This is a genomic window from Thermostichus lividus PCC 6715, from assembly GCF_002754935.1.
Taxonomy (GTDB): domain Bacteria; phylum Cyanobacteriota; class Cyanobacteriia; order Thermosynechococcales; family Thermosynechococcaceae; genus Thermosynechococcus; species Thermosynechococcus lividus.
The window spans coordinates 2,335,187-2,359,676 of record NZ_CP018092.1; the positions used below are offsets into that span (position 1 = coordinate 2,335,187).

Below are 24,490 nucleotides of genomic sequence, written 5' to 3' on the forward strand. Positions count from 1 at the left end.
GCCCTCTCTATGTGTTAAACTAGAGACGTGGAAAGTAGGCGTATCAACTACGCGAAGAAACATCCTAGTACGGAGAAATCCCGGCAAGTAAGTCACTACCGCTTTGGCGGCAAGCCTAAACCACTGCAAGCAATGGCAGGATGTTGAGCGTATCGAATTGGCTAGTGTTGAAAAGCGCGAAACCACAAACCGAAACATAAACGTAGTCCCAATAGCAGGAATGCTTGAGGTGAGTAGGGGGTCTTTGACTGCTCCCACCCGCATTAAGTTGTGGGTGACAGCTCAAGGGAAAAGCGAAGCAATGTGGCTTCAGCCCGTTGCGTAGCATCCTTTGGGAATCCCCTCTCTTTCAAGGAGGGGAGAAGTCAACGTCTCATCACCTGTGACAGACGATGTTCTCTTCTGAACAGCAACATCAAAGTTGTTCTACGACAGCTTGCAGTCGTTGACAGTGCTGGCGAACGGTACCACTACACAGCAGGTCTTGGCTGAGCGCCATCCCCTCTGTTAAGGTTGCTGCCTTTCCCCCTTGCCACAGATAAAACCCGCTATTCCAAAGGACTGAAGCAGTTAAGGGGTGTGGCTCACCTGTTAATACCTGCTGCATGGCCTCACCTGCCTCGCTGAGAGTCGTCCAAGGTATATTGCTGCTATTCATTCCGTAGTCTTGGGGATGGAGGCGTAATCGCTGCCACGGCTCGGGCTGGTGCCGTCCTAAGCCAATAATCGCGGTGCGCTCCCGGGGTAAGTCACAACTTCCCTCCAGCCCTTTAACGGTCGTAAATTCTTGAACCCCGTGGAGATATAGGGCATCGCGGATGATAGTTTCGGTGGGGGGATGGACAAAGCCAGCCACCAGATGGCTTGCCCCTTGGTAAGGATTCCAGATTAACTCAAGGGTGGCAATGGGTGGGCGTTTGCCAATTTGCTCGCGGTAGGGCACAAGTCCCTGAGCCGCAGGGAAGTGACGCGGTAAGTAAACAAACCCCAGATGGGCTTTTGCCAAACAGATTGACACCTGCTCAAGGGGCACCCGTGACCAGTCCACTCCTAGGGCGCGCCAAAGATCAATCAGGGGAACGCCTTCCTTGGTAGGCATACGATCGCCTCCATGCTGTAGCACCGGAATGCCAGCACTCGCTAAGACAAGAGCGGTTAAGGGACTCAAGGGAAAGGTGCGATCGCGCCCATCGTAGGGCTGGCTCAGGATCATCACTGGTGAGGCACTCTCAATAGCAGCCACCTTGGGGCCTAACTCTTGGTAGGTATCTAGCATCCCGGCCATTTCGGCAGCGGTGGGGCGCTTAATGCGATGGGCAATTAGAAAAGCACCAATCTGCGCTGGGGTTGCTGTTTGCTCGAGCATCAGTTTCAGCGCCATGGCCGCCTCAGCGCGGGTCAAATCTTGGTGGGTATGGGCACCACTGCCTACTTTCTTCAGTAGATTACGAAAAACAAGACTCATGGGAAGCCTGTTGGCGAATAAGGGTTAACAACTGAGCCATGGGAGGCAAATTCAGGCGATCGCGCGTGGTAATGGCCAAAACTTGACGGTCGGGCGGTGCCACTTTAGCATCAAGGTGACGAATCACCAAGGTATCATCATCCAAGGCATCTTTTAGCGCCGATCGGGGCAATAGTGCCAACATGTCACTTTCGCGAATGACAGCAATAAAGGCATCGGGGGTATTTAGCTCTAGGGCTGGTTGCCAAGGGAGATTGCGGCGGGCAAACTCCTCTGCCACTAAGCGGCGCATCCCATACCCATCCTTAAAGACCACATGGGGATACTGGGCTAAGGCCTCCCAAGTCAGTGTAGGGTGACAGGCGAGGGGATGCTGCGCCGCCATGAGGATCTGGACAGGTTCACTATAGAGAGGTTCAATCACCCATTCCGACTGCTTAAAGAGATAGCGATCGCCCATCACAATGATCAAATCTACCAAGCCATCCTGAAATACCTTGACGGCGCGATCGCTCCCTAGGGCAGTCACCCGCAATTGCATCTGCGGAAAGCTCTGATGAAACCTTGGCAACAAGGTAGGTAAAAAGTGGCGACAGATAGAGTGAATAGCCGCAATACACAGTTCATGTTGCTGACCGTGCTGCATCGCCTTCAGTTCAGCACTGGCTGCCTGCCACTCCTGCCAAATCCTGTAGGCACGCCGAAGAAACAGATCCCCCGCCACCGTCAACTTGGCTCGGCTAGACCGATGGAGAAGCTGAATGCCTAAGTTATCTTCTAGGGCTTGAATTTGCCGACTAATGGTGGGTTGGCTGACCCCACACCGCTGAGCCGCAGCCTGAAAGCTACCGGTTTCAGCAACCGCCAAAAAAGACTGCAACTGATCGAGTCGCATAGTTGCTATCGTGTTCTCCTTAAAGGATGAGCCTTATTTAGGCTAATCGTGAGCTTTTACTGTATGCAATTTTCGTATGACAAAGGGTGTTCCTTGATACGATTAGGCAGAATGTTTCCCTACCATTGGGAGAAGTCCAGCAACTGCTGATTTAATCCGTTAGGTACCCAAGACAATGAAAATGAAATTGTCTCTCATTCCAATTGAGCGTAACGGTTCCCCACGTGGCTATACAGGCTTCCTGCCTGAAGTGACGCAGGAAGTATTCCGGGCAACTGCTGATCTCTATACGATGGTCGGATTCGAAGAGCCGTGGATCGGCTATCTTGCGTTAGCAAACGGGATACCGGTTGGCACATGTGGCTTCAAATCACCCCCTCACGATGGATGCATTGAAATTGCCTATTTCACATTTCCGGACTTTGAGAACCGGGGCGTTGCTTCCGAGATGGCTGCCGCGCTCGTAGCAATTGCGCGCCATCATAGGCCATCTATTGTGGTCTCGGCACAGACACTTCCGGAGCGTAATGCCTCCCATAGAGTGCTTGAGAAGCTTGGATTCCAACACGTTGAAACTCTTAAACACCCTGAAGATGGTACGGTTTGGGAATGGCAACTGAGGGAGGAGATTGGCACCTAAGATAGGCTTTAAGGCAAACAGAATCAACGTCAGCTATGAAATAGGCCACCACGCTCCTTTACCTTAAACCTAGAGAATACGTCAGCATAGCCTGCTGTTCCTATTCCTCGGTGCTCGATGTCCTATATTGGCTCAATAAGCTGTACCTGCCCTTCGTCCACATCGGCTCACTCAATCGCGTAACCATCCCCTAAGAGTTGCCAGTTTTGCCGTTCCTCCTCAGAGGCGTGCAGCAAACGGGGATACCAACATCAGGGGACACTTAAACTTCGGCCATCGATCAAGTCCACAATTAATGTTCTATACCCTCGGTTTTTCGCCAAGGAAACAGGGCTGAGCCAAAACCTACATGCTTTCTGAGGCCAGTGATAGCTGCTACTGAAGTGCCGCAGCCCCAAAGGTCGCATTAAATCGCCGACACCAAATGGCGACTGAGCGGTACTCATCTAAGTTGACAGTGGCTGGAATGTCATACCGTTGATCCCCACTAAACGATTGCAGCTCTGCCAAAATGACATAATCTCCTTCTCGCAGCGGGAACGCTGGGGGAGTTGTTGAACCCAGAACGTTCTCAGAACGGTGCAGGACAACTACTAGATCAGGCCCCATAGGAGAGGTTTCAAAGCTTTGGTCGAGTTCTAGGACTAACTGACCAGAGTTGTTAAAAATTTTGGCTATCCCAGAGGTCGGATGCTCGCCAGACATAAAATTACCCGACTTAATGGTGACGGATGCTGCGTCAGACCCAGCCTCTAGAGGTGTAGTAGGTGCTGAGTCTGCCCTCACCTCCGCAGCAGGATGGGACGTGCAAGCTGCTGTTAGAGCTAGGGGAACCCCCAGTAGTAGAAACCGTTTGAGTAACACAATAACCTCAGTAATAAGCAAGGGTTACCGCCATTCTATTGACAAACTCCCAGAACTGAGGGGGGAGGAGTCTAAGGCTGCCCTGACCGTACCGTCTGTCGCTTAGCTGTTAGGTACTTCTTGAGGAGTGCCAAAAGGAACTGATGCTGGTTGATTCTCCCTAGCCGTTCAAGGTTGCCTGCTGCTGCACCAATGCTTTGATCTGCTCGGCGTTAGCATGGGTTACTCGTTTTTTCAGTGGCAGAACCACAACCGCAGGGCCTCGTTTACACTCGCCAAGGCAACCGGTAGCTTTTAAACATATCGGTAACTCTTGAGCGATCGCCTCCTGCTGCAATTCTTGCCACAGTTGTTTTGCCCCCCGCCGGCAACAGGACGACTTCTGACAAATGAGCACTTTGCACCGAGGTACGGCAACAGACCCTGACGGCTGCTTAACTGCTAAAAATTCTAAATGATGTGCCTTGCAGTAATACGCTCTATCAGAGCCCTTACAACAACGATCGCCATAGATACGGAGGCGATCGCCCACCCTAGGATGGGGATGAAGTTCCTGACGCAATGACTTTTTCAGCTTAATCCACAGGAGTCGCCCGGCTGTTTCCAAGACAATAACTTTAGGAAGCGCCTTTTTATAGATCACCTCTTGCACCGTGCCTTCAACACTGACTTGAGGCGAAACTGCTACAGCAAGTGTCATATTTGTCAGTCTCTATTAATAGTTATTCTCAATTAAGTTAACTCTAACATAGCCAGAGACATCTGGTAAGGGGTTCAAGGAAACAGGGATGATCAAGGATCAGGCAAATTACTGTCCCACCCACTGGATGGCTTTTGCATAGGTTGTCAGCTTCCACAGAACTGATGAATGGTTCCAAACCAGCAACAATACTTCATCTATCGTTCGATTGCCGAGGAGTGGGGCAAATGCAAGTTCTGCCGCCCATTGAGACCCTAGATACGCCTTTATTAGCTGCCGCCCAATCCATTTATAATCTCTATCAGCAAGTGCATGGGGTGAGTCCCTCCCCTGCGGGCGTAGCGGTAAATCGGCAAACCCTCCGTGGTCACGTTGTCTTTACTTCCCAACCCGTGCTTCTCCCCCAAGAGTGCTTTATTCCTTACCATCACTTACCAGAAGTGGCCAGCCTATAACTGCTCTTACGCTCTTTACCCTCAGTAGTTACAGCCTCATCTTTTTGTTGGGGACTGCCGTGGGCAGTTTTCTGAATGTAGTGATTTACCGGATTCCCAACGGGCGATCGCTACTGTATCCGCCCTCCCGCTGTCCTGCCTGTCTGACATCCCTGCGAGCCTACGACAATATACCGATCCTAGGTTGGTTGCTGTTGCGGGGGCAGTGTCGCTATTGCCATGCTCCAATTTCATGGCGCTATCCAGCGATTGAGCTGCTTGTTGGCCTCCTATTTGTGGTCATCTTTGCCGTCAGCGGTTGGCAGTGGCAAACCCTAAAGATGTGGCTACTAACCGCTTGGCTGTTGGCCTTAGCATTCATTGATCTCGATACAATGATGCTGCCCCATCCCCTCACCCAGTGGGGACTGGTTGCCGGTCTGATCATACAAGGCTTACTTGCAGGGGGGTGGCTGCCTGCCTTGGTTAGCATTAGTCATGGCATAATCGCCGCAGCGCTAGGCATTTGGCTTTTTGATCTGATTCGCTGGGGAGGGGCGATCGCCTTCGGCCAAGAAGTCATGGGGGGAGGTGACGGCAAGCTCGCTGCAATGATCGGTGCATGGTTGGGCTGGCAAGGGCTACTGGTCACTTTCTTTATCGCCGCACTACTGGGCGGCAGCGTCGGGGGGCTGGGAATTGCCCTTGGTTGGATTCAACGCCGTCAACCCATTCCCTTTGGTCCTTTTTTAGCCATAGCTGCTATCATTGCCGCCCTCTTTGGGGCTGATCTCATACAGTTTTATGTGGACACCTTTTTGCCCGGAGTCAGCATTCCCTAAAGAAGCAGGCAAAAGCCCCACTGCCATAAGGAAGCCGCCCGAACGAATAACTGTCCAGGCGGGGTGTGGTGTGAGGAGTGAACGGAAACGTGCGTCTCCGCTATTTCTATTGTAGGGGACAGTTTCAGAATTGCCATAGGCAAATTGACGCAAAATCCGCAAATCTTTAGGCTAATTTAACTTGGTGTCGCGGAACTCCTACCGATGCGGTGGGCTAGTTCATGGCGATGGCAATGAACTTGCCATCGCCCTTAGGGCAGCAGAGAGTCAATATACAGGTACAAGGCCGAGCCTTCTGGGGATTAAGCTAAATAGAGAGGTTCAAACGAACAAGCGATGGAAACCACAACACTGGATTGGTTAGCGGGTGCTCTGGCGATCGCCATCGTCATTGGCGGCCTACTGATGATGTTTACTAATTTGTGGACGCAGCGATGAAACAGTGGCTGCGACTGGGATTGACCTATGGGCTGTTAATACTTTTAGCCCTTGGGATGCTGTTGCCCCTATTCTGGCTTGTGAGCACGGCCTTTAAGTCTGCCAATGAAGATATTTTTGCGTTCCCTCCCCAATGGCTGCCTAGGGAACCAACGTGGCAGAACTTTGTCACGGTGTGGCAGACGAATCCCTTTGGGCAGTACCTGTTCAACAGCACCCTCGTTGCTGGTTTGACGGTTGCCTGCAACCTGCTGACCTCTGCCTTGGCGGCCTATCCTCTAGCGCGGTTGCAGTTTCGCGGTCGGGGGGTCATTTTTGCAGCGGTGCTGGCCACTATTATGATCCCGTTTCAGATTGTCATGATTCCGCTGTATATTTTGGCGGTGCAGTTGGGGCTGCGCAATACCTACCTTGGGATTATTCTCCCGGGGTTGGCCTCCGCCTTTGGTATTTTTCTGCTGCGGCAGGCCTTTATGGGAGTTCCCAAAGAACTGGAAGAAGCAGCACGGCTCGATGGCTGCTCGGAGTTAGGGTTGTGGTGGTTTGTGATGCTGCCTGCTGTCCGCCCAGCCTTGGTCACCCTCGCTATTTTTGTCTTTATTGGCGCTTGGAGCGATTTTCTGTGGCCGCTGATTGTTCTCGATCAGCCGGAGCTTTATACATTACCCATTGGCGTGGCCACCTTGGCAGGCACCTTCTCCCTCGATTGGCGGTTAATTGCTGCTGGCTCAGTGATTTCAGTAGTGCCCGTTTTCATCGTGTTTCTTCTTTTACAACGGTATATCATTCCCTCCGCAGCAGCGAGTGGTATCAAAGGTTAAGAGGGTAGCCCCCGCCCCCGATAGCGCATTTGGTAGCGGTAGGCATTCTGCTGGAAAAAGAGTCGAATTTCCGCAAGGTGACCAAGGGCAATAATCGTATCGGCAGGCTCTAGCAAAAGGGTCAGGGGCGGATGGGTAACCAGCACCCCGTTGGCACGGCGCAGGGCAATAATAATAAAATGACCCCGCCCACGACCTTCGAGGTCGGCGATCGCCAGCCCCACCAGTGGCGAATCCAAGGGCAGGGTAAATTGCTCAATTTGCACATCCAGTTGGGTCAGCAGTTCAATCAGATGACTGCGCTCCTCCTTGGCCTCTAAAAAATTCAGTACCGTGGGTCGGGTAATGAGTTGCACCATCCGTTGAGCACTAATACTTGCGGGTAAAATCACGTGATCTGCCCCAGCAAAGCGCAGTTTTGATTCTGTGGCCGGTAAGTCACCCCGCGCTAAAATTTGCAGCTTATGGTTGAGGCGGCGAGCCGTGAGGGTAATAAACACATTACTGGCATCATCGGGAAGCACCGCCACTAAGGTTTGCGCCTGTTCAATGCCCACCGCTAGCAACTCGTTCTCATCCATCAAGTCATCGCCACGGTAGAGAGGATGCCCCATCTGTTGCGCCAGACGGACGTGCTCCCGCTGGTTATCAATGACAATAAACGGCAGCCCAGCACTGGTTAAGTCGGCGGCTAAACTGCGACCAAGAAAGCCGTAACCACAAATAATGACGTGATTCCGCAGTTCCGGGGGTGCCATCGTTAACCCCGTGCCCCCCGATACTGCACTTGCCCACGAGAGCTAACTTCGCGCACTAGTTTAGGTGTGTCATGGGAGTGACCGAGCAAAATTAGGGTATCTCCCACTTCCATGATGGGATTGACACGTACCGGAAACAACTGGCCGCTCCGTTTACGCAAACCGATAATAATAAACTCCCCTTGACCGCGCACCTCTAAACTGGCTAGCCGCCACCCCACATAGGGATACTCGGGGGTAATGTCTAGTTCGGCCAATTGGACATCAATTTGGTTTAAGAGTTGGTTTAGTCCTTGGCGATCGCTGGTTTGTTCGAGGAAATCAATCCCCCGCGGGCGACGAATGAGGTTAGCCATTTGGGTCGCACCAATGCGAGTGGGTAGCACCACATGATCAGCACCGGCCATGCGTAGCTTTGCCTCCGTTGCCGGTAGATTGGCCCGCGAGAGAATCAGCAATTCGGCGTTAATATGCCGTGCCGTTAAGGTAATAAACACATTCATCGTATCGTTGGGCAGCACCGTAGCAAGGGCGATCGCCCGGTCAATTCCCACCACCCGCAAGGCCGCTTCTTCCGTAGCACTGCCAAGGTAGGCCAAATAGCCCAGCTTCTCTGCCAAACTAATGCGTTGCTCATCCACATCTAAAATCACAAAGGGAGTTTTGGCCTGGGTGAGTTCTTGAGCCATCACCTGACCAATACGACCAAACCCGCAAACAATCACATGGCGATTCAGCTTGCTAATGTCCCGCGCCGCCCGCTGCACATCCAAGAGACGCTTGATTTCACCCTCAGTAAACATTTGCAGAATTGCACCGACAGTATAGATAGCTGAGGCACTGCCCGCCACAATCACAACCATGTTAAAGATGCGCTGCTCTGGCGTGATTAGGGGGCACACCTCCCCGTAGCCCACCCCAAAAACGGTGATTACGTACATATAAAACGCATCCAGCCAGTTCCAGCCAAAACTGATATACCCAATCACCGCCACAGCCATCGTCAATAAAAAAAAGCTAATGCCAACAACAACACGCTTCAGAGCGGGAGTCAGGGGGCGGCGTTCCGAACTCATACCTATAGCTAACGTCCTTAGTAGGTTCGTTCTTGGGGGGCAAACAGCGTCATCGTAACGGGGAAGTAATCAATGGCAACACCATCCGGGCGATAGAAAGCCAACGTGTGGCGCAAAAAGTTAGTGTCATCTCGCTGGGGATAGTCCTCGCGGAAGTGGGCACCGCGGCTTTCTTGGCGGGCTAAGGCACCCGCTAAAATAATCTCGGCAACCACCAGCAGGTTCGCCAGTTCTAGGGCTTCAAGGAGTTCGGTGTTCCAATACCGGCTGTGATCTCCTAAACGGATCTGCTGATAGCGAGATTTTAATGTCTGTAATTCTTGCAAGCCTTGTTGCATCAATTCTGCTGTTCGGAACACACCGCAATAGTTGGTCATGCAGTCTTGCACCTGCTGCCGGAGGTGGGCAATGCGCAAGTCTCCTTGCTGAGCAAACAGTTGCTCAAGGTGTTGTTCGGCTGCCTGACGATAGGGCTGGGGATTGAGGTCTGGCCAAGCGAGATGGGCTAAATCCGTGGCGATGGCGGCACCGGTACGCCGCCCATAAACCACGCATTCCAGTAAGGAGTTACTGCCCAAGCGGTTAGCACCATGCACCGAGACGCAGGCACATTCCCCCGCAGCATAAAATCCGGTGACAGTGGTGGCAGCATTGGCTCGCACTTGCCCCCTGAGGGTAACGGGAATTCCCCCCATGGAATAGTGCACGGTGGGACGCACGGGAATTGGCTCCACCACTGCATCAACCCCTGCTAAGCGGTGGGCTTCCTCCCAGCAGAAGGGAATGCGGCTCATGATCGTGTCTCGTCCCATATGGCGCAGGTCTAGATAGACAAACGGGCCACCTGCAGTGCCATCGGGGTGAATGCCGCGGCCTAGGCGGATTTCAGTAGCAATGGCACGGGAGGTAATGTCCCGGGGGGCAAGCTCCATGCGGCTAGGGGCATAATGCGCCATAAAACGCTCTCCCGCCGCATTGATCAGGTAGGCGCCTTCGCCGCGCACAGCTTCGGAAATGAGCACCCCTGCGGGATACAAGCCGGTGGGATGAAACTGCACAAATTCCATATCTTCGAGGGGCAGCCCCGCCCGTGCGGTCATGGCTAGGCCATCCCCCGTTGAGGCAAAGTCATTGGAGGTGGTGTTAAAGACTCGCCCATAGCCGCCGGTGGCAAAGAGGATAGCCTTGGCGCGCAGCACCTCAAGCCGACCTGTTTCAATGTGGTAGGCCACCACCCCCTTGGCTTGCTGATCTTCAACAATGAGCTGCAGCACATACCACTCGCTAAAAAAGGTGACGTTATACTTCAGCAGGTTGCAGTACAGCTCGTGGAGAATGGCGTGGCCAGTTTTGTCAGCGGCATAGCAGGTGCGTTGATGGCTGTGGCCGCCAAAGGGGCGCTGGGCGATGCGACCATCCGGCAGCCGTGAAAAGAGCACCCCCAAGTGTTCTAGGTCAATCACCACATCGGGGGCATCTTGGGCTAGGATGGCGACAGCATCTTGATCCGCTAAAAAATCGGATCCTTTGACGGTATCAAAGGCATGGCTCTCCCAAGAGTCTTGATCATCGACGTTTTTGAGGGTGGCGGCAATTCCGCCTTGGGCAGCAACGGAGTGGGAGCGGATGGGATGGGTTTTAGCCACAAGGGCAATGGGTGTATGTGGGGCAAGGCGGCAGATTTCCAGTGCAGCTCGACAGCCGGCTAGGCCACCACCGACAATAACTACCGCAAAGTCTTGCATCCCCAGTTCCTTCAAGGCAGCTTATCTCTATCTATACTAGGTTGGTTTTTGGCGGGATGGGGGTAAAACTGTAGCAAAACCAACTTGCGAGCTTGGTGGTGAATCGTTAAACTTTCAACATTGAGCGGGAGGCAGCGTTCCTTGAGTCTGTTTTTTCTCGAGTATGGCAATGGCTGCAGGGTGCGGCACTGGCAGTCGGACGATCGCCCCGCGGTGATTCAATTAATCCAAAGCGTCCTCACAGAATTTGGCCTCACTTGGCAGCCGGAGGGTGCGGATCGTGACGTCGTACATGTTGAAGACTACTACCAGCGTCGTGGGGGGCAGTTTTGGGTCGTCGAGCAGGCTCAGGAGATTGTGGGCACCATTGCCTTTTACCCTATTGAGCGCGGGGAGGCGGCGGTGGAAATTCGCAAAATGTATCTGCATCCACGGGTACGGGGTCAGGGGTTAGGCACATTTTTGCTGCACCATATCGAGCAGGCCATTCTAGGGGCGGGGTATCGCACCATTTGGATTGAAACCGCCTCTGTGATGACCACAGCAGTGCACCTTTACGAGAAAGCAGGCTACCAACCCACCAGTGGTGTTGAAACCCAACGCTGCGATCGCGTCTATGTCAAGGATGTGCGCTCCCATACCGTGGTGTCCATTGCACCGGTATCTTGCTAGGGGGCTAATTGCCGCGATCGCCCTGGGGCTAGGGTCTCCCGCTCTGGCGAGGGCGATCTGTCCTGCCGAGTTAGGGACTGCCATTGAGCGCCATCTGCAGCAGCCCCAGTGGCAACCCGGGCAGTGGGGGATTGCGGTGCAAGTGTTGGGGACAGGGGCAGTGCTCTACAGCCACCAAGCGGACAAGCTGTTTTTAGTGGCCTCGAACGTCAAACTGACAACGACTGCGGCGGCTCTTGCCTATTGGGGCGCAAATTATCGCCTAGAAACAGTGATCAGTGCCACGGGGCGATCGCCCCAGCTTGAGCGGTTGCGGGTTCAAGGAGGCTTTGACCCCAGCCTCAGTGACCAAGACCTACAGCAAATTGCCCGTACCTTAGCGCAGCAGGGGGTGCAACGCATTCAAACTCTAGAAATTGCCGGAGCACAGAAGACATGGATTGAGCCAACGTGGGCGCTGGAAGACCTGAAGATGGGCGACGCAGCAGCGGTCACCCGCTTGAGTGTGAATCAAAACGCCCTAGAGGTGGATGCGTTGCCCCAGCAGTTGGGGCAACCCCTGACCTTAGTATGGCGGCAACCTACTGCCGCCCGCTCGTGGCAGCTTGTGAATCAAACCCGCACCGTCGCCACCAGTGAGCCAGAGTTTCTTGAGGCGGAGGTGGGCGATCGCCAGATCACGATTCGCGGTCAACTGCATGTGGGCAGCGCCGCGGGCGATATTCGCGTGCCCCTCCCTCAGCCAGCTCCCTACATCCAAGCGCAAATTGAACAGGCACTTCAGGCGGCAGGCATCACCGTTGAGGGCACCACCCTCATCGAGGCCACGGATCATCTGCCAGAGGTATTGCTGCGCCATGGCTCACCTCCTATCGGCGAGCTTATTGTCCCCATCAACCAAGATAGCGATAATTTCTATGCCGAGATGCTTTACGTTGCCCTTGAGCAGGCGCGTTCTGGGTATCGCCAACAGTATCTGGACCAACAGGGGCTTGGCACTGTGGTTTTAGTGGATGGCTCCGGGCTCTCGCGCCAAAACTGGCTCACCCCGCACGCCTTAACGACCCTTTTGCAAGGGGTCTATCGCAGGCCAGATTATCCCCTCTGGTGGCGATCGCTCCCCCTAGCCGCAACGTCAGGCACCCTACGCAATCGCTTTCAGGGTACCGCTGCCCAAGGACGAGTCTGGGCAAAAACCGGCACCCTGCGGGGGGTGGTGGCCTTGGCAGGTTATGCCGACCCTCCCAATCATCCGCCCTTGGCCTTTAGCATTGTTCTCAATCAAGCCGGAACCCCAATCCCTCAACTGCGTAATGGCCTTGATGCTATTGTGCTGGAACTGATCAAACTGGTTAATTGCGACCCTCCGTAGCAAGAGGGACTCAAACTTGGGGGATGTCACCTAGGGGCATGGGGGGATAGAAGGCGTAGCCTTGACCACAGCAGCATCCCAGAGCCAGCAATTGCTCGGCTTGGGCGGCGGTTTCCACCCCTTCGGCAACGACTCTTAGGTTGAGGCTTTTCCCTAAGGCGATGACTGCGCCAATAATTTCGGCAGCAGCGGCGGTGTGCCCAAGGTTCACGACAAAGGAGCGGTCAATTTTCAGGGCGTAAATAGGCAACTGGTGCAGCCGACTCAGGGACGAGTAACCGGTGCCAAAGTCATCAATGTTGAGCGCTACCCCTAACTGTTGGAGTTGCTCTGCCACCGCTAGGGTTGCTTCTAAATTGCGAATCATCGTCGTTTCGGTAATTTCTAGGTGCAACTGTTGCGGCGCTAAGTTCGCCTTGCTCAAGGCATGGGTAACATCCTTAACAAAGTCAGGATCAACCAGTTGCTGCGGCGAAATATTAATCGCTAGGGTGAGTGCATGGCGCTGTGGGGCTGCCTGCTGCCACTGGCTAAATTCACTGATGGCGCGATCGAGAATCTGACGGCCAAGGCCAACAATTAACCCCGCTTGCTCCGCTAAGGTAATGAACTCTGCCGCTGGAATTTCGCCTTTTTCGGGATCAAACCAACGACTGAGAGCCTCTAGCCCAACGATTTTGCCGGTCTCTAGGTGCACAATGGGCTGGAAATAGACCTGCAGTTCACTGTTGGCGATCGCCTGTTGGAGTTGACTTTCAAGGGTAAAGCAGCTTTGGGCTTGCAGATGCATTTCCGGCGCAAAGACCCGGTATTGACCTAGCCCCTGTTTTTTGGCGTGGTACATAGCGATATCGGCATCCCGCAGCAGCATGGCCGCGGAGGCATCGGCGCGATCGCTAAACGCTACACCAATACTGGCGCTGAGGCTCAGGACATGGCCATCAATCACCAACGGTTCCTGGATCACCCGCTTCAGAGCCAGCACCTGCTCATTCACTTGAGTGTGCATTTGTTTAGGGTCAAGGTCTTCGCAGAGCACCACAAACTCGTCGCCACTTAGGTGTGCTAGGGTATTCTCCTGCGGCACAACGGCTTGCATGCGCTGGGCAAGGGTGATAAGTACCTGATCACCCGCCGCATGCCCTAGGCTATCGTTCACGCGCTTGAAGCGATCCACGTCGATGAAAATGACTGCAAAGGGGCGATCGCGATGGCGTTGGTACTGGCGACAGCAGTGCAATAGGCGATCGTTGAGTAGGGCGCGGTTCGGGAGTCCCGTAAGGCGATCGTGGAGGGCATCATGAATCAACCGCTCCTCCATTAACTTACGGCGACTAATATCTCGACCGACGCACTGATACTCTAAGCACCGCCCATGGCTATCAAAAAACGCCCGAGTTGTCCACTCAAACCATTCCACCCCGCCATCCGTGTGATTGACAGCACATTCAAGGGTACTGATGGGCTGATCGGGCGTGAGTGCCTCAAGGTGGTGTTCAAAGCGCTGCTGAGTCTCTGGAGCAAATGGGTGGCGGAGCACGTCCCCCAAATCACAGCTCAGATCAAATCGAGCCAAGTAGCGGAAAAACGCAGGATTGGCAAAGGTGAGCCGCCCCGCCGGCGTACAGCGGTAGAGGAGTTCGGTTTGTGCCTCGAGCACCCGGCGGTAGCGATCTTTTTCCTGGTGCAGGGCGCTCACCAGTTCAGCACGATGGATCCCCAGCCCCAACTGTTCCCCCAACTGCCGAACCAGTTCTATTTCATCAAGTGCCCAAGGGCGGGTCTCCGAGCAATGGTGGCACAGCAGCAGCCCCCAAAGGGTCTCTTCCTGAATAATGGGCACTACTAAATTGGCGTGTACTGAGAGACCTTTTAGGAATTCACGGTGACAGGGGGTGAGGGTGGCGGTGTCGATATCGGCGATCGCCAGTACACGTCCCTCTAGATACGCCTGGGCGTGGCTCTTGTGAAAACAGGGATCGTGAAAGGCGCAGTTGTGCAAAGAAAACTCTGGCTTGGCTACCGATTCGGCCACCACGGTGCCACTGCCATCAGCGTGAAACTGAAAGATCAGCGTGCGGTCAATGCGCAGTAATTCGCGGATTTCGGCCAGAGCAGTCGTGAGTACAGTGTCTAAATCAAGGGATTGGCGGATTTTCAGGGTGAGGCGGTGCAATAGCTCGGCTTGGGTTTGTCGCCGTTGTAGCGAGAGGCTGGAGGTCACTTGGGTTGTAATATCTTGAAGAAAGACGGCCAGACCCCGACGGGTAGGAAAGGCGCGCACCATATGCCACTGGTTCAGACTGCTGTAGAAGGCCTCAAACTGCACGGGGGTTTGCTGGCGCACAGCAGTACGATAGTGCTCTTCAACAAGTGTATTCAGGCAATCGGGACACACCTGCCACAGAGACTGCCCCAGAATCTCTGACGCTGACTTGGCCAGCAGACGGCAAAAGCGACCATTGACGTAGATGATGCGGAAGTCGTGATCCACCTCAAAAAAGTAATCCGACATACTTTCGAGAATATCGGTGAGTTGGTTATAGGCCGCTTGCAGGCGATCGTTAAACTGGCGTTCCTCCGTCACATCCCGCGCCGCAGCATAGAGGCGATGTTGCCCCAATACCCCTTCCCATTCATACCAGCGATATTCCCCCTGCTCGGTACGCAGGCGAATAAGATGCTTAGAAACAGACTCTCCCTGCAACAGTTGTGCCACGACAGCACGGTGCCTTGGGCGATCCGCGGGGTGAATAAACTGCTCAAAACTAGCTCCCAGCAGTGTATTCAAGCCATAGCCCAGATGCGTGTACCAGTGTTGATTGACCCGCCGCAATCGTCCCTCGGTATCAGCAATCATAAATAGTTCCAGCGACGAACTAAAGAAATACTCTAGCTCTGCTGTTTTTTGGGCCAGTTCTGCCTGTATCCGGACGCGATCGCTAATGTCCCGCTGCACCGCAAAATGACCCGTAATTTCCTGCCGTTCGTTGTACAGACAGACATAATTCCCCTCAATCCAAAAGGATGAGCCATCCTGACGAAACAGCTCCAGCTCCGCGTGGAAGTTGCCCAAGTCAAACAAAGCACGCCACAGGCGTTTTCCCAGTTCCAGATCGTGGCCAAAGCAGTCACGGGGGGTCAAGCCAATCAGTTGGTCTTCAGAGCAGCGGTATTGCTGAGCCAGAGCAGCATTCACCTTCGTAATGCGTTGATGGTCAAAGACGTACTCAAGGATGGCCTCTTTGTCCGCCGTGTCATCCCAGCGCACGGGCTGATCCAACATCATAAAAAAGCAGGCTTCGAGGGATTGCTCAAAAAAGGTTTCAAGAAGTTCCTGATTCCTTTGCAGTTGCAGTTCCAGTTGCTTGCGGCGGCTCACATCTCGGGAGGTTGTCACCAAAAATAGGGGTGTTCCCTGTTCATTGCAGATGGGATGAGTCAGGGTTTCAAGCCAGATGTAGGAGCCATTTTTTTTGCGCATCCGGTAGGTCTCAACTAGCTCTGTTGTCCCCTGCAGCGCCAAGGCATGGGCACCACTGCGAATGCGCTCCACGTCATCGGGATGGAAAAACCGGTAAGGACTTTGACCAACGAGTTCATCGGGACGATACCCCAAGAGCCGTTCACTGGAGGGCGTAACGTAGAGATAGCAGCCGTTGGGTTCGTGCAGACAAATCAGATCATCTGTGTAGTTGACCAGTAGCTCTGTAAAATGTTCAAATTCGCCGATGAGCATGGCTTAGAGTCCGCACCGCTGTGCGGTCGGAGTCGGGAGTATGTCACTGCAGTACTGGAATATTTTCAAGGCTAGGACGTTTGCTATTGCGAATGCCGGCGATCGCCGCCGCATAATCTGGAGCATTAAACACGGCTGAACCTGCCACAATGGCATTGGCTCCCGCCTCTAGCACCTGCCATGTATTATCAACCTTCAGACCGCCATCGACCTCAATCCATGGATCTAAGCCCCGGTCTTCACACATTTGCCGCAACCGTTGAATTTTCGGCAGAACCGCTGGAATAAACTTCTGGCCGCCAAACCCTGGGTTCACACTCATAATCAAGATGAGATCGCACACCTCAAGGACATACTCAATGAGGTCTAGCGGGCTAGAGGGATTGAGAACCACCCCAGCTTGCTTACCTAATTCACGAATTTGGCACAGGGTGCGGTGCAAGTGGGGCGAAGCGTTGTGCTCTGCGTGCACAGAGATAATGTCGGCACCGGCCTTGGCAAAGTCAGCCACGTATTTTTCCGGCTCAACAATCATCAAGTGCACATCGAGGGGCTTCTGGGTGAGGGGACGAATTGCTTCGACAATTAACGGCCCAATGGTAATATTCGGAACAAAGCGACCGTCCATCACATCCACATGAATCCAGTCGGCACCCGCGCGATCGACGGCTTCAATTTCCTCGCCCAAACGGCTAAAGTCAGCAGACAAAATTGAGGGCGCAATCACAACGGGCTTAGCACTCATGGTAGGTCGGCGTCCGTAGATTTAAGGTAACAGTTGCTACTAGTTTAGCCCTCGATCGCCCCTAGGGCAACTCCTTTTGCGGCTAGTTCCCTGTGACGAACTTCTAGCCAAAAAAAAACTTGCTTAAAGTTGGTTTGTGGAGCCTTGCCTAGAGGCTTACCCTGAGGTGCGACCATTCGGCAGCACAGTACCTCGCAGGGTGGCGGTTAATAGGGAGGTATGGGTTAGGGTTGCCCCTCTGAAACTGGCACGACTGAGATTGGCTTGCCGCAATTGGACATTTGTTAGCTCAGCATTAATCAATTTTGCTTCAATGAGTTTTGCATCACTCAGGTCAACATTAGTCAAACTAGCAGTAGATAAATCTGCTCCGCTCAGATCAATCCCTGAAAGGTTGACATCCTCGAGGGTTACCCCCCGTAGATCGTAGTGGCGAAAGTCACGACGACCAGCAGCATACTCCTTGATCAGTTCCGCCGCTTTCTTTTGGTTAATAATTGCGGGGGCATAGCGGTTCAGAAAACCATGGGCATCTAAGGAATTAACAGGCCGCTCGGCAGAACCGGTCATTCTAAACTTGGTATTATAGTTATTCTTTAATTGTAGCGCGACCTTTAGGCTATAGTCGATTCAGTCTTGTTACCTACCCTTGCCCGACTCTATGGGTTAATTTTCTTCTGCATGGGGGCGGGCTATATTGGTGTGCGGTTTGTGCCTGCCACAACAACAGGTTGGCTGGCTCAAGGGTTGTTTTGGGTGGGTGCTCCCCTCTGTGCCTTAAGTTTCATTCTCACAACCCCCTTGACCGGAAGTAGTAGCTTGGCTCCCTTAATGGCATGGGCAGGGATGGGTCTAGGTGTTGGTGTGGCGTGGCTATGGTTACGGTGGCACCCCTGCCACACTCGCCAAGGGTCAGGTAGTTTTCTGTTGGCAACGATGGTCGGTAATACCGGTTTTATTGGTTATCCAATTACATGGCAACTACTGGGGAGCAGTCATTTTAGTTGGGCTTTATTTTACGATCTGCTGGGTTCTTTGCTAATTTCTTACAGTGCCGGTATTGGCTTGGCCGCTAGCTTTGGTCAAACGCATGTGTCCGTGCCGAAGCTGCTTTGGCATATTGGCCGCAATCCAACGCTTTGGTGTGTGGGGTTGGGGTTGGCGCTACGGAACTATCCCTTGCCGGCGATCGCCCATCAAGGACTACTGGCCGTGGCGTGGCTCATGGTTTTGGCGGGACTGGTCTATATGGGAATGTGCCTTGGGGAAACAAACCTACACATGGACTGGCGGCGCATTATTCCCTGTTTAAGTATCAAGATGTTTCTGGTGCCCCTACTGTTAGGGATAGGGCTGACCCTTGTAGGGGTTAATGGTTTACCTCGTTTGGGGATCGTCTTGCAAGCGGGTATGCCCCCTGCCTTTATGACCCTTGTGCTGGCAGATGTCTATCGTTTAGACCGCCCGTTTGCCGCGAGTCTGATCATGGTGAGTCTGCTGGTGTTAGTGCCACTATTACCCCTATGGCTATTGCTATTTGGTTCCTAGGCAACTGACTGTGGCAGGAGACGTCCCTTGGCCGCATGAACTATCACTCGTATGACCCTTGCAAGGAAGTAAACTACTCCCAGCTAAAGCAGGGAGTAGTTTACTGCTTGCTTTTGGCTGTTCAACTTCGTCATCTATCAGCAGAGACGCAGAGTATCGCCCATCCGGCATCTTAGATTAGGGTTACGGTTTTAAGCTGTCCAACAACGTCGCGATGCACCTTAGCTTTAACAACGCCAAGCTTTCCGGGGAACTTAATCTCTGCAGCGCTGAGCAGTTTGACGTTTGCAGGATACTGGAGAGACTGCCGACCGTGGCGAGTCTTGAACTTTGGATATTGAGCTCGGCCATCAAAAAAGTTAATGAACGCCCTAGATAGATTTAGCACCGACGACTGGAGGCGTTGAGAGTAGCATTCCTTGAGCCACGGGTGCTCCAACTTCCAGAGCGGAATCTGCTTTTTCATGTCGTAAGCAGAAAGACCTTTCCCTGTCTCGTTGTAGGTCTGAGAGAGTGTTGCAAGGGACTGATTCCAAACCCATCGCGCCCAACCGAACGCTTGAGCTAGATGCGTCTGCTGTTCAATCGTGGAATAGAGTCTAACCTTGACGCTCTTAACATGAACCTTTATCGCAGTAATACGACCATAATAACACGGTTAGATAGGTTTGCCATGTCATCAATCAAATTGTTCGCCTACGGCTCACGCGACTCTCATCCCGACGCTGACCCTAGCACGTACAGCGCGGGGCTTCCCGTCTAGAACAGCTAATCGTCGGGGGTTAGGCGCAGTAGCAGGTAGCCCGCCCCTAGGCCGACAAGAACAAGGGTGAAGGAAATGACTGCGGTGTTAAAAATTTCTTCTGCCATAGGATTGCAAGGCTCTAGTGAACAAGAACCCATTGTAGCCAATTTGGGGACATTCTCGGTCTTCTAGTGGGGTGTTGCTGAATGTGGCTCGCAAAAGACTAAGACAGTCGGCCTCGCTGTCCGTGTACCATCAGGATTTTGACATACTCCCCAGCCTAAAGGCTGAGGATTCTTGTTCTTGGTTCCACGAGCGCACTTACTTCATCAGGTTGCCCCTCTAAAGCAGAGGTGCATCTCTCCCCAAGCGTTCCTCCTTTCGGAGCGGTTCCCTTATGCCCTAAGGTACCGTAGCCCACGTCGTGGGCTTCGTTGCAAACAAACACAAACCTATTGAGGTTGTATTCAGTCGTTTGACTGTTGGGTTTTTAGAGCGGTTGACTACCCTCCCGCTATAATGGCGGTGTACCACGATCTCGCTTTGCGTGCAAGTCTTTCATCAAAGCAAAAGCGCCTTATAGGAGTGATGTGGGCGGGCTAAAACCCCTCCGCTTTAGCGAGGGGATACAGCCAACTAGGGGGCTTTAGCCCTCTCTATGTGTTAAACTAGAGACGTGGAAAGTAGGCGTATCAACTACGCGAAGAAACATCCTAGTACGGAGAAATCCCGGCACGTAAGTCACTACCGCTTTGGCGGCAAGCCTAAACCACTGCAAGCAATGGCAGGATGTTGAGCGTATCGAACTGGCTAGTGTTGAAAAGCGCGAAACCACGAACCGAAACATAAACGTAGTCCCAATAGCAGAGATGCTTGAGGTGAGTAGGGGGTCTTTGACTGCTCCCACCCGCATTAAATTGTGGGTGACAGCTCAAGGGAAAAGCGAAGCAACGCGGCTTCAGCCCGTTGCGTAGCATCCTTTGGGAATCCCCTCTCTTTCAAGGAGGGGAGAAGTCAAATCCCCGCCCTAAAGGGCAGGTCTTTACGGCGCTGCTTGGTAAAAATCGATGCCAAGGGAAGCAATATTTTGTTGAACTCTTCTGCTGTCCAGCGGCTTGCTGGGGTGCGCATTGTTCTTGTCGAACCCAACGGTGATATCAATATCGGCAGCGTAGCTCGGGTAATGAAAAATATGGGGTTACAGCAGTTATGGATTGTGAGTCCCCGCTGCTGCCCCCACAGTGAGCTGGCCTATCGCTGGGCAGTGCATGGAAAAGAGGTGCTCACCCAAGCTACGATTACCGATTGCCTAGACACTGCCTTAAAAGGGTGCCAGCGGATTTTTGCTACCGTTGGCCGTGATGTTGCCGATTTAGCCCTTCCCTGCTGGCCACCGCGCGAGGGCGCACCGCAACTGTTAGGTACCGGTACCGCTGCGCTCATCTTTGGTCGCGAGGATCGCGGCTTAACGAATCAGGAACTCGCCTTAGCCCAAGGACTCATTCGCATTCCCACAGCAACCCTCTACCCATCTTTGAATCTGGCCCAGGCTGTGGCCGTATGTTGCTATGAATTGTGGTGCGCTGCCAGCAACCCAGCGGGAACTTCCGATCAGGAGTCTGCCGTCACATTTGAGCGGTTGCAAGGGTTCTACGACCACTTAGAGCAGCTATTGCTCAGGGTTGGTTTTTTGTACCCCCATACGGCAGCCCGTCGCATGGAAAAGGTGCGATCGCTCCTGGGCCGTGCTTACCCAACAGAGGCAGAAGTGGCTCTGCTGCGGGGGATGGTACGGCAATTGGAATGGGCGATTGGTCAGCCTTCCCCCACAAAATCAGACACATTCCCTTTACAGTAGTGGCATGGTTGCACGGTATCGATCGATGGTTCAACAGTCTAACCTTTCCTCACTCCCCCGTTATACTTCTGCACCGTCGTCGCCACCCCATCCTCGCCCTAACCTATTGCTGATCAGCTTTCGCTTTGGGGTGAGCGTCGTTGCCCTTGCGGCTATTGTTGGCACGCTGCTGTCCATCCTGCAACCGCGGGAACTCTCCTTAGACACGGTTGCTGCGCAGGCGATCGCCCCCGATGTGACCAACGCTGATCTACCGCCGGAGCGCCCCTTAGGGAATTTGCAGCAAAAGATTCAGCAGTTAGTGACCCGTCAACCCAAACTCAGTGCTGGGTTTGTACTTTTTCAACCTTGACTCCGGTGCAGCACTGAACGTCGGTGGTGACGATGTCTTTCCTGCCGCCTCAACCATTAAGATTCCAATTCTGGTGGCCTTTTTCAAAGCAGTGGATGAGAACCGCATTAGCCTGAGTGAGCGCCTGACCATGCGACCCGATTTAATTGCGCCGGAGGCAGGAACCTTACAGTACCAAAAACCCAACTCCCAGTATCCAGCCCTAGAAGTGGCCGACTTGATGATTACCATCAGTGACAACACCGCCACCAATATGCTGATCGATCGCCTAGGGGGTGCCGCCGTGCTCAACCAACAGTTTCAGGAGTGGGGCTTAAAGAATACAGTGATCAATAATCTGCTGCCGGATATGGAGGGCACCAACACCACCAGCCCTCGGGATTTAGCTACCCTAATGCTGAAGATTGGCCAAGGGGAACTGGTCTCTCCCCGCAGTCGCGATCGCCTCCTCGATATTATGCGCCGCACGGTTACCAACACGCTGCTACCGGCTGGCATTGGCCCAGGTGCCACCATTGCCCATAAAACAGGTGACATTGGCACCGTCGTGGGGGATGCTGGCATGGTGGATATGCCCAACGGTCAACGCTATGTTGCCGCCATGATGGTCAAGCGCCCCTACAATGACCCCAAGGTAGTGAGCTGATCCGTCAAGTGTCGCGCTTAGCCTACCAAGCCTTTGAAAAAACACCGCCGCAGCCATGAGTGGGGCAGCCGTCCTGACCCTTAGAGAGGTCAGCCGTACCTTTGGTGGCCTGAAGGCCGTGGATCGGGTATCGCTGACGGTTGAAGAGGGGGAAATTTTTGGCATTATTGGCCCCAATGGTGCGGGCAAAACCACCCTCTTTAATCTGCTCACGGGGCTGATTCCCCTCACTAGTGGCGACATCTACTTTCAGCAGCAGCGGTTGACCCATGCGCCCCCCCACCAGATTGCCGCCTTGGGGATTGCCCGTACGTTTCAGAATATTCGCCTGTTTAAGGAGATGACGGTGTGGCAGAATGTGCGGCTGGGGCAGCATCGCCACGGCTCAACGCAGTTTTGGGCCAATCTGCTGAACACTCCTGCGGTGCAACAACAGCAGCGCCGCTTGGCCGATCGCGCCACTGAGCTTTTATACTGGCTGGGTCTCTACGATCGCCGCGATGAATTGGCCGGCAATTTACCCTACGGAGAGCAGCGCCGCCTTGAAATTGCTCGTGCTCTGGCCTTGCAACCGAAGGTACTGTTGCTGGATGAACCAGCGGCGGGGATGAATCCGGCTGAAAAGCAAGCACTGTGCGAATTGATTGACCGTCTGCACGAGGCATTTCAGTTAACGGTGATCGTAATTGAGCACCATGTTCCCTTAGTGATGAATCTCTGCGATCGCATCGCCGTGCTGGATTTTGGTCAACTGATTGCCCTAGGTGACCCCCTCCGGGTTAAAAATGATCCCAAGGTCATTGAGGCGTACTTGGGTGGTGATGTTTAAGGACACAACCGCTTACTTTCACGGACGAACCGCCATTCTAGCCACAAAGCATGGCAAGGAGCAGGTGATTGCCCCAGCGCTTGCGGCACTGGGAATCCAAGTCGAGGTGGCAGCCGCCATTGATACGGATCAGTTTGGCACCTTTAGCCGCGATCGCCCCCGCTGCGGTACTCAAGAGGAGGCTGCTGAAGCAAAAGCCAACTTGGTGCTATCTGAAACGGGGGCTGATTTGGCGATCGCCAGTGAGGGGAGTTTTGGCCCCCATCCCCAGTGTCCCTTAGTCCCGGGCGATCGCGAGCTGGTGCTGCTTGTGGATCGTCTCCACGATCTAAAGTTGTGGGGGGAGGTCATCTCCCTAGACACTAACTTTAGCCATGCCACCATCCGCAGCCTGTCTGATGCCTTAACCTTTGCCAAAACGGTGGGGTTTCCCAGCCATGGCTTAATTGCCATGGTCAGCTCTGACCCAATACCGAATACGCCGATTTTTAAGGGCATTAAAACTGTGGAGGAACTTGAAGCAGCGATCGCGGCGCTACACCCGCATAGCCCGGATGGCCGCCTCCACCTAGAAACCGATATGCGCGCCCACATGAACCCAACCCGCATGGGCGTGATTGCCAGCGCCACCGCTGAACTGGTCAAGGCCATGCAACAGGGTTGCCCCCAGTGTGGTCTGCCCGGCTTTGTCGCAACAGAAACTATCCCCGGTCGCCCCTGCGCCCTGTGTGGTGCACCAACTAGCCAGACCAAAGCAGTCCGCTACCGCTGCCAACGCTGCGCTCACGTCCTCAGCGTCCCGACTCAAGAACCTCTGGCCGACCCAAGTCAGTGCTACTTTTGTAATCCCTAGGCCAAGAACTTGCTATAATTGCAGCATTTCTTCAGTGCCATCCTCAACAGCCCTTGGATGCGTTCTGGCACCTGAATGCTCTGCCCGTCGTCACCCGCTTACATGGATCGTGAGGAGTACTATAGATGAAGCGTCACCTTTTTACCAGTTGCGCCCTTTGCGTTGCTCAGCTTGAGTGTGTGTGGTGTTGTTATGGCTCAGATCCGGCCCACCAACAACCCCATGGACGGTTGGCAGCAAAATGACTCGGGGAGTGGAGACCTCAACTCTATCCTCAACCCCAGTCAAAACTCCAATTTTTCGGTGCCGGGCTTAATGAATCGGCTGCGGCTGCTCGATGGCCGCGATCCCAACGAAATTGCTGCAGATCAAATGGAAAATCTTAGCTCTGAAGCCGAAGCGTTTCGGCAGCGGCAGCGGGAGCAATTCCAAAACTCAACGGTGACTCCCTAA

General features: G+C 53.6%; 25 protein-coding genes. 13 read left to right on the top strand and 12 right to left on the bottom strand.

Features of this window, described 5'->3' with window-relative positions; genetic code table 11:
* Positions 1–415: 415 nt before the first annotated feature.
* Both BRW62_RS11335 and BRW62_RS11340 read right to left on the bottom strand, forming a co-directional pair.
* Positions 416–1,465: an anthranilate phosphoribosyltransferase family protein gene (locus tag BRW62_RS11335; RefSeq protein ID WP_099799512.1), complete on the bottom strand. Its 1,050-nt coding sequence runs from the start codon at positions 1,463–1,465 to the stop codon at positions 416–418.
* Positions 1,446–2,360: a LysR family transcriptional regulator gene (locus tag BRW62_RS11340; RefSeq protein WP_099799513.1), complete on the bottom strand. Its 915-nt coding sequence runs from the start codon at positions 2,358–2,360 to the stop codon at positions 1,446–1,448. The genes BRW62_RS11335 and BRW62_RS11340 overlap by 20 nt, the downstream gene beginning before the upstream one ends.
* Positions 2,361–2,535: 175 nt before the next feature.
* Here BRW62_RS11340 and BRW62_RS11345 point away from each other — a divergent pair, with 175 nt between their 5' ends.
* Positions 2,536–3,000: a GNAT family N-acetyltransferase gene (locus tag BRW62_RS11345; RefSeq protein ID WP_099799514.1), complete on the top strand. Its 465-nt coding sequence runs from the start codon at positions 2,536–2,538 to the stop codon at positions 2,998–3,000.
* 375 nt (positions 3,001–3,375) lie between these two features.
* Here the strand turns inward: BRW62_RS11345 and BRW62_RS11355 are convergent, their stop codons facing one another.
* Together BRW62_RS11355 and BRW62_RS11360 are read right to left on the bottom strand one after the other, a co-directional pair.
* Positions 3,376–3,864, bottom strand: a complete 489-nt coding sequence (locus BRW62_RS11355) for a DM13 domain-containing protein (protein WP_227517396.1) — start codon at positions 3,862–3,864, stop codon at positions 3,376–3,378.
* Positions 3,865–4,024: 160 nt separating this feature from the next.
* Positions 4,025–4,564 (bottom strand): (2Fe-2S) ferredoxin domain-containing protein, encoded by a 540-nt coding sequence (locus tag BRW62_RS11360; RefSeq protein WP_099799515.1) that lies wholly within the window; start codon positions 4,562–4,564, stop codon positions 4,025–4,027.
* Between the two features lie 227 nt (positions 4,565–4,791).
* Here BRW62_RS11360 and BRW62_RS11365 point away from each other — a divergent pair, with 227 nt between their 5' ends.
* From BRW62_RS11365 to BRW62_RS11375, 3 genes are all read left to right on the top strand, one after another.
* Complete coding sequence (locus BRW62_RS11365) at positions 4,792–5,019, top strand: hypothetical protein (RefSeq protein ID WP_227517397.1); 228 nt, start codon at positions 4,792–4,794, stop codon at positions 5,017–5,019.
* Between the two features lie 38 nt (positions 5,020–5,057).
* The gene (locus BRW62_RS11370) at positions 5,058–5,840 is read left to right on the top strand and encodes a prepilin peptidase (protein ID WP_376787947.1); all 783 of its coding nucleotides are present in this window, start codon (positions 5,058–5,060) and stop codon (positions 5,838–5,840) included.
* Positions 5,841–6,274: 434 nt separating this feature from the next.
* Positions 6,275–7,099 (top strand): carbohydrate ABC transporter permease, encoded by an 825-nt coding sequence (locus BRW62_RS11375; protein ID WP_099799518.1) that lies wholly within the window; start codon positions 6,275–6,277, stop codon positions 7,097–7,099.
* Here the strand turns inward: BRW62_RS11375 and BRW62_RS11380 are convergent.
* From BRW62_RS11380 to BRW62_RS11390, 3 genes are read right to left on the bottom strand one after another with little or no spacing between them, the layout of a single operon-like run.
* Complete coding sequence (locus BRW62_RS11380; protein ID WP_099799519.1) at positions 7,096–7,857, bottom strand: potassium channel family protein; 762 nt, start codon at positions 7,855–7,857, stop codon at positions 7,096–7,098. The genes BRW62_RS11375 and BRW62_RS11380 overlap by 4 nt on opposite strands.
* 2 nt (positions 7,858–7,859) lie before the next feature.
* Entirely contained in the window at positions 7,860–8,933 is a 1,074-nt protein-coding gene (locus BRW62_RS11385; protein WP_099799520.1) for a potassium channel family protein, read from the bottom strand.
* Between the two features lie 17 nt (positions 8,934–8,950).
* Positions 8,951–10,678, bottom strand: a complete 1,728-nt coding sequence (locus BRW62_RS11390; RefSeq protein ID WP_099799521.1) for a succinate dehydrogenase/fumarate reductase flavoprotein subunit — start codon at positions 10,676–10,678, stop codon at positions 8,951–8,953.
* 141 nt (positions 10,679–10,819) lie between these two features.
* Between BRW62_RS11390 and BRW62_RS11395 the strand changes: the two genes are divergently transcribed.
* Together BRW62_RS11395 and dacB are read left to right on the top strand one after the other, a co-directional pair.
* Positions 10,820–11,350, top strand: coding sequence for a GNAT family N-acetyltransferase (locus tag BRW62_RS11395; protein ID WP_227517398.1), 531 nt, complete (start codon positions 10,820–10,822; stop codon positions 11,348–11,350).
* Complete coding sequence (gene dacB, locus BRW62_RS11400) at positions 11,331–12,722, top strand: D-alanyl-D-alanine carboxypeptidase/D-alanyl-D-alanine endopeptidase (RefSeq protein WP_198406031.1); 1,392 nt, start codon at positions 11,331–11,333, stop codon at positions 12,720–12,722. Before BRW62_RS11395 ends, dacB begins: the two co-directional genes overlap by 20 nt.
* 10 nt (positions 12,723–12,732) lie before the next feature.
* On the opposite strand, the gene BRW62_RS11405 is transcribed toward dacB, so the two are convergent.
* The 3 genes from BRW62_RS11405 to BRW62_RS11415 form a co-directional block, all read right to left on the bottom strand.
* Entirely contained in the window at positions 12,733–16,461 is a 3,729-nt protein-coding gene (locus tag BRW62_RS11405) for a sensor domain-containing protein (RefSeq protein WP_099799523.1), read from the bottom strand.
* 43 nt (positions 16,462–16,504) lie between these two features.
* The gene (gene rpe / locus BRW62_RS11410) at positions 16,505–17,206 is read right to left on the bottom strand and encodes a ribulose-phosphate 3-epimerase (RefSeq protein WP_099799524.1); all 702 of its coding nucleotides are present in this window, start codon (positions 17,204–17,206) and stop codon (positions 16,505–16,507) included.
* 156 nt (positions 17,207–17,362) lie between these two features.
* Positions 17,363–17,776, bottom strand: coding sequence for a pentapeptide repeat-containing protein (locus BRW62_RS11415; protein WP_099799525.1), 414 nt, complete (start codon positions 17,774–17,776; stop codon positions 17,363–17,365).
* 66 nt (positions 17,777–17,842) lie between these two features.
* On the opposite strand from BRW62_RS11415, the gene BRW62_RS11420 reads away from it, so the two are divergent.
* Positions 17,843–18,754, top strand: coding sequence for an AEC family transporter (locus tag BRW62_RS11420; protein WP_198406032.1), 912 nt, complete (start codon positions 17,843–17,845; stop codon positions 18,752–18,754).
* Between the two features lie 172 nt (positions 18,755–18,926).
* On the opposite strand, the gene BRW62_RS15375 is transcribed toward BRW62_RS11420, so the two are convergent.
* Together BRW62_RS15375 and petM are read right to left on the bottom strand one after the other, a co-directional pair.
* Positions 18,927–19,394: an RNA-guided endonuclease InsQ/TnpB family protein gene (locus BRW62_RS15375; RefSeq protein ID WP_198406265.1), complete on the bottom strand. Its 468-nt coding sequence runs from the start codon at positions 19,392–19,394 to the stop codon at positions 18,927–18,929.
* A 128-nt stretch (positions 19,395–19,522) separates the two neighbouring features.
* Entirely contained in the window at positions 19,523–19,624 is a 102-nt protein-coding gene (petM, locus tag BRW62_RS11430; RefSeq protein WP_099799527.1) for a cytochrome b6-f complex subunit PetM, read from the bottom strand.
* A 962-nt stretch (positions 19,625–20,586) separates the two neighbouring features.
* On the opposite strand from petM, the gene BRW62_RS11435 reads away from it, so the two are divergent.
* The 6 genes from BRW62_RS11435 (at position 20,587) to BRW62_RS11455 (ending at position 24,490) form a co-directional block, all read left to right on the top strand.
* A complete protein-coding gene (locus tag BRW62_RS11435; protein ID WP_227517399.1) occupies positions 20,587–21,357 on the top strand; it encodes an RNA methyltransferase in 771 nt (256 codons plus the stop codon).
* 4 nt (positions 21,358–21,361) lie between these two features.
* The gene (locus BRW62_RS14175; protein ID WP_227517400.1) at positions 21,362–21,709 is read left to right on the top strand and encodes a hypothetical protein; all 348 of its coding nucleotides are present in this window, start codon (positions 21,362–21,364) and stop codon (positions 21,707–21,709) included.
* Positions 21,681–22,355: a serine hydrolase gene (locus tag BRW62_RS14180; RefSeq protein WP_227517401.1), complete on the top strand. Its 675-nt coding sequence runs from the start codon at positions 21,681–21,683 to the stop codon at positions 22,353–22,355. The genes BRW62_RS14175 and BRW62_RS14180 overlap by 29 nt, the downstream gene beginning before the upstream one ends.
* A gap of 55 nt (positions 22,356–22,410) precedes the next feature.
* Entirely contained in the window at positions 22,411–23,184 is a 774-nt protein-coding gene (locus tag BRW62_RS11445) for an ABC transporter ATP-binding protein (RefSeq protein ID WP_099799528.1), read from the top strand.
* The gene (locus BRW62_RS11450; RefSeq protein WP_099799529.1) at positions 23,177–24,037 is read left to right on the top strand and encodes a DUF6671 family protein; all 861 of its coding nucleotides are present in this window, start codon (positions 23,177–23,179) and stop codon (positions 24,035–24,037) included. The genes BRW62_RS11445 and BRW62_RS11450 overlap by 8 nt, the downstream gene beginning before the upstream one ends.
* A 192-nt stretch (positions 24,038–24,229) precedes the next feature.
* A complete protein-coding gene (locus tag BRW62_RS11455; RefSeq protein WP_198406033.1) occupies positions 24,230–24,490 on the top strand; it encodes a hypothetical protein in 261 nt (86 codons plus the stop codon).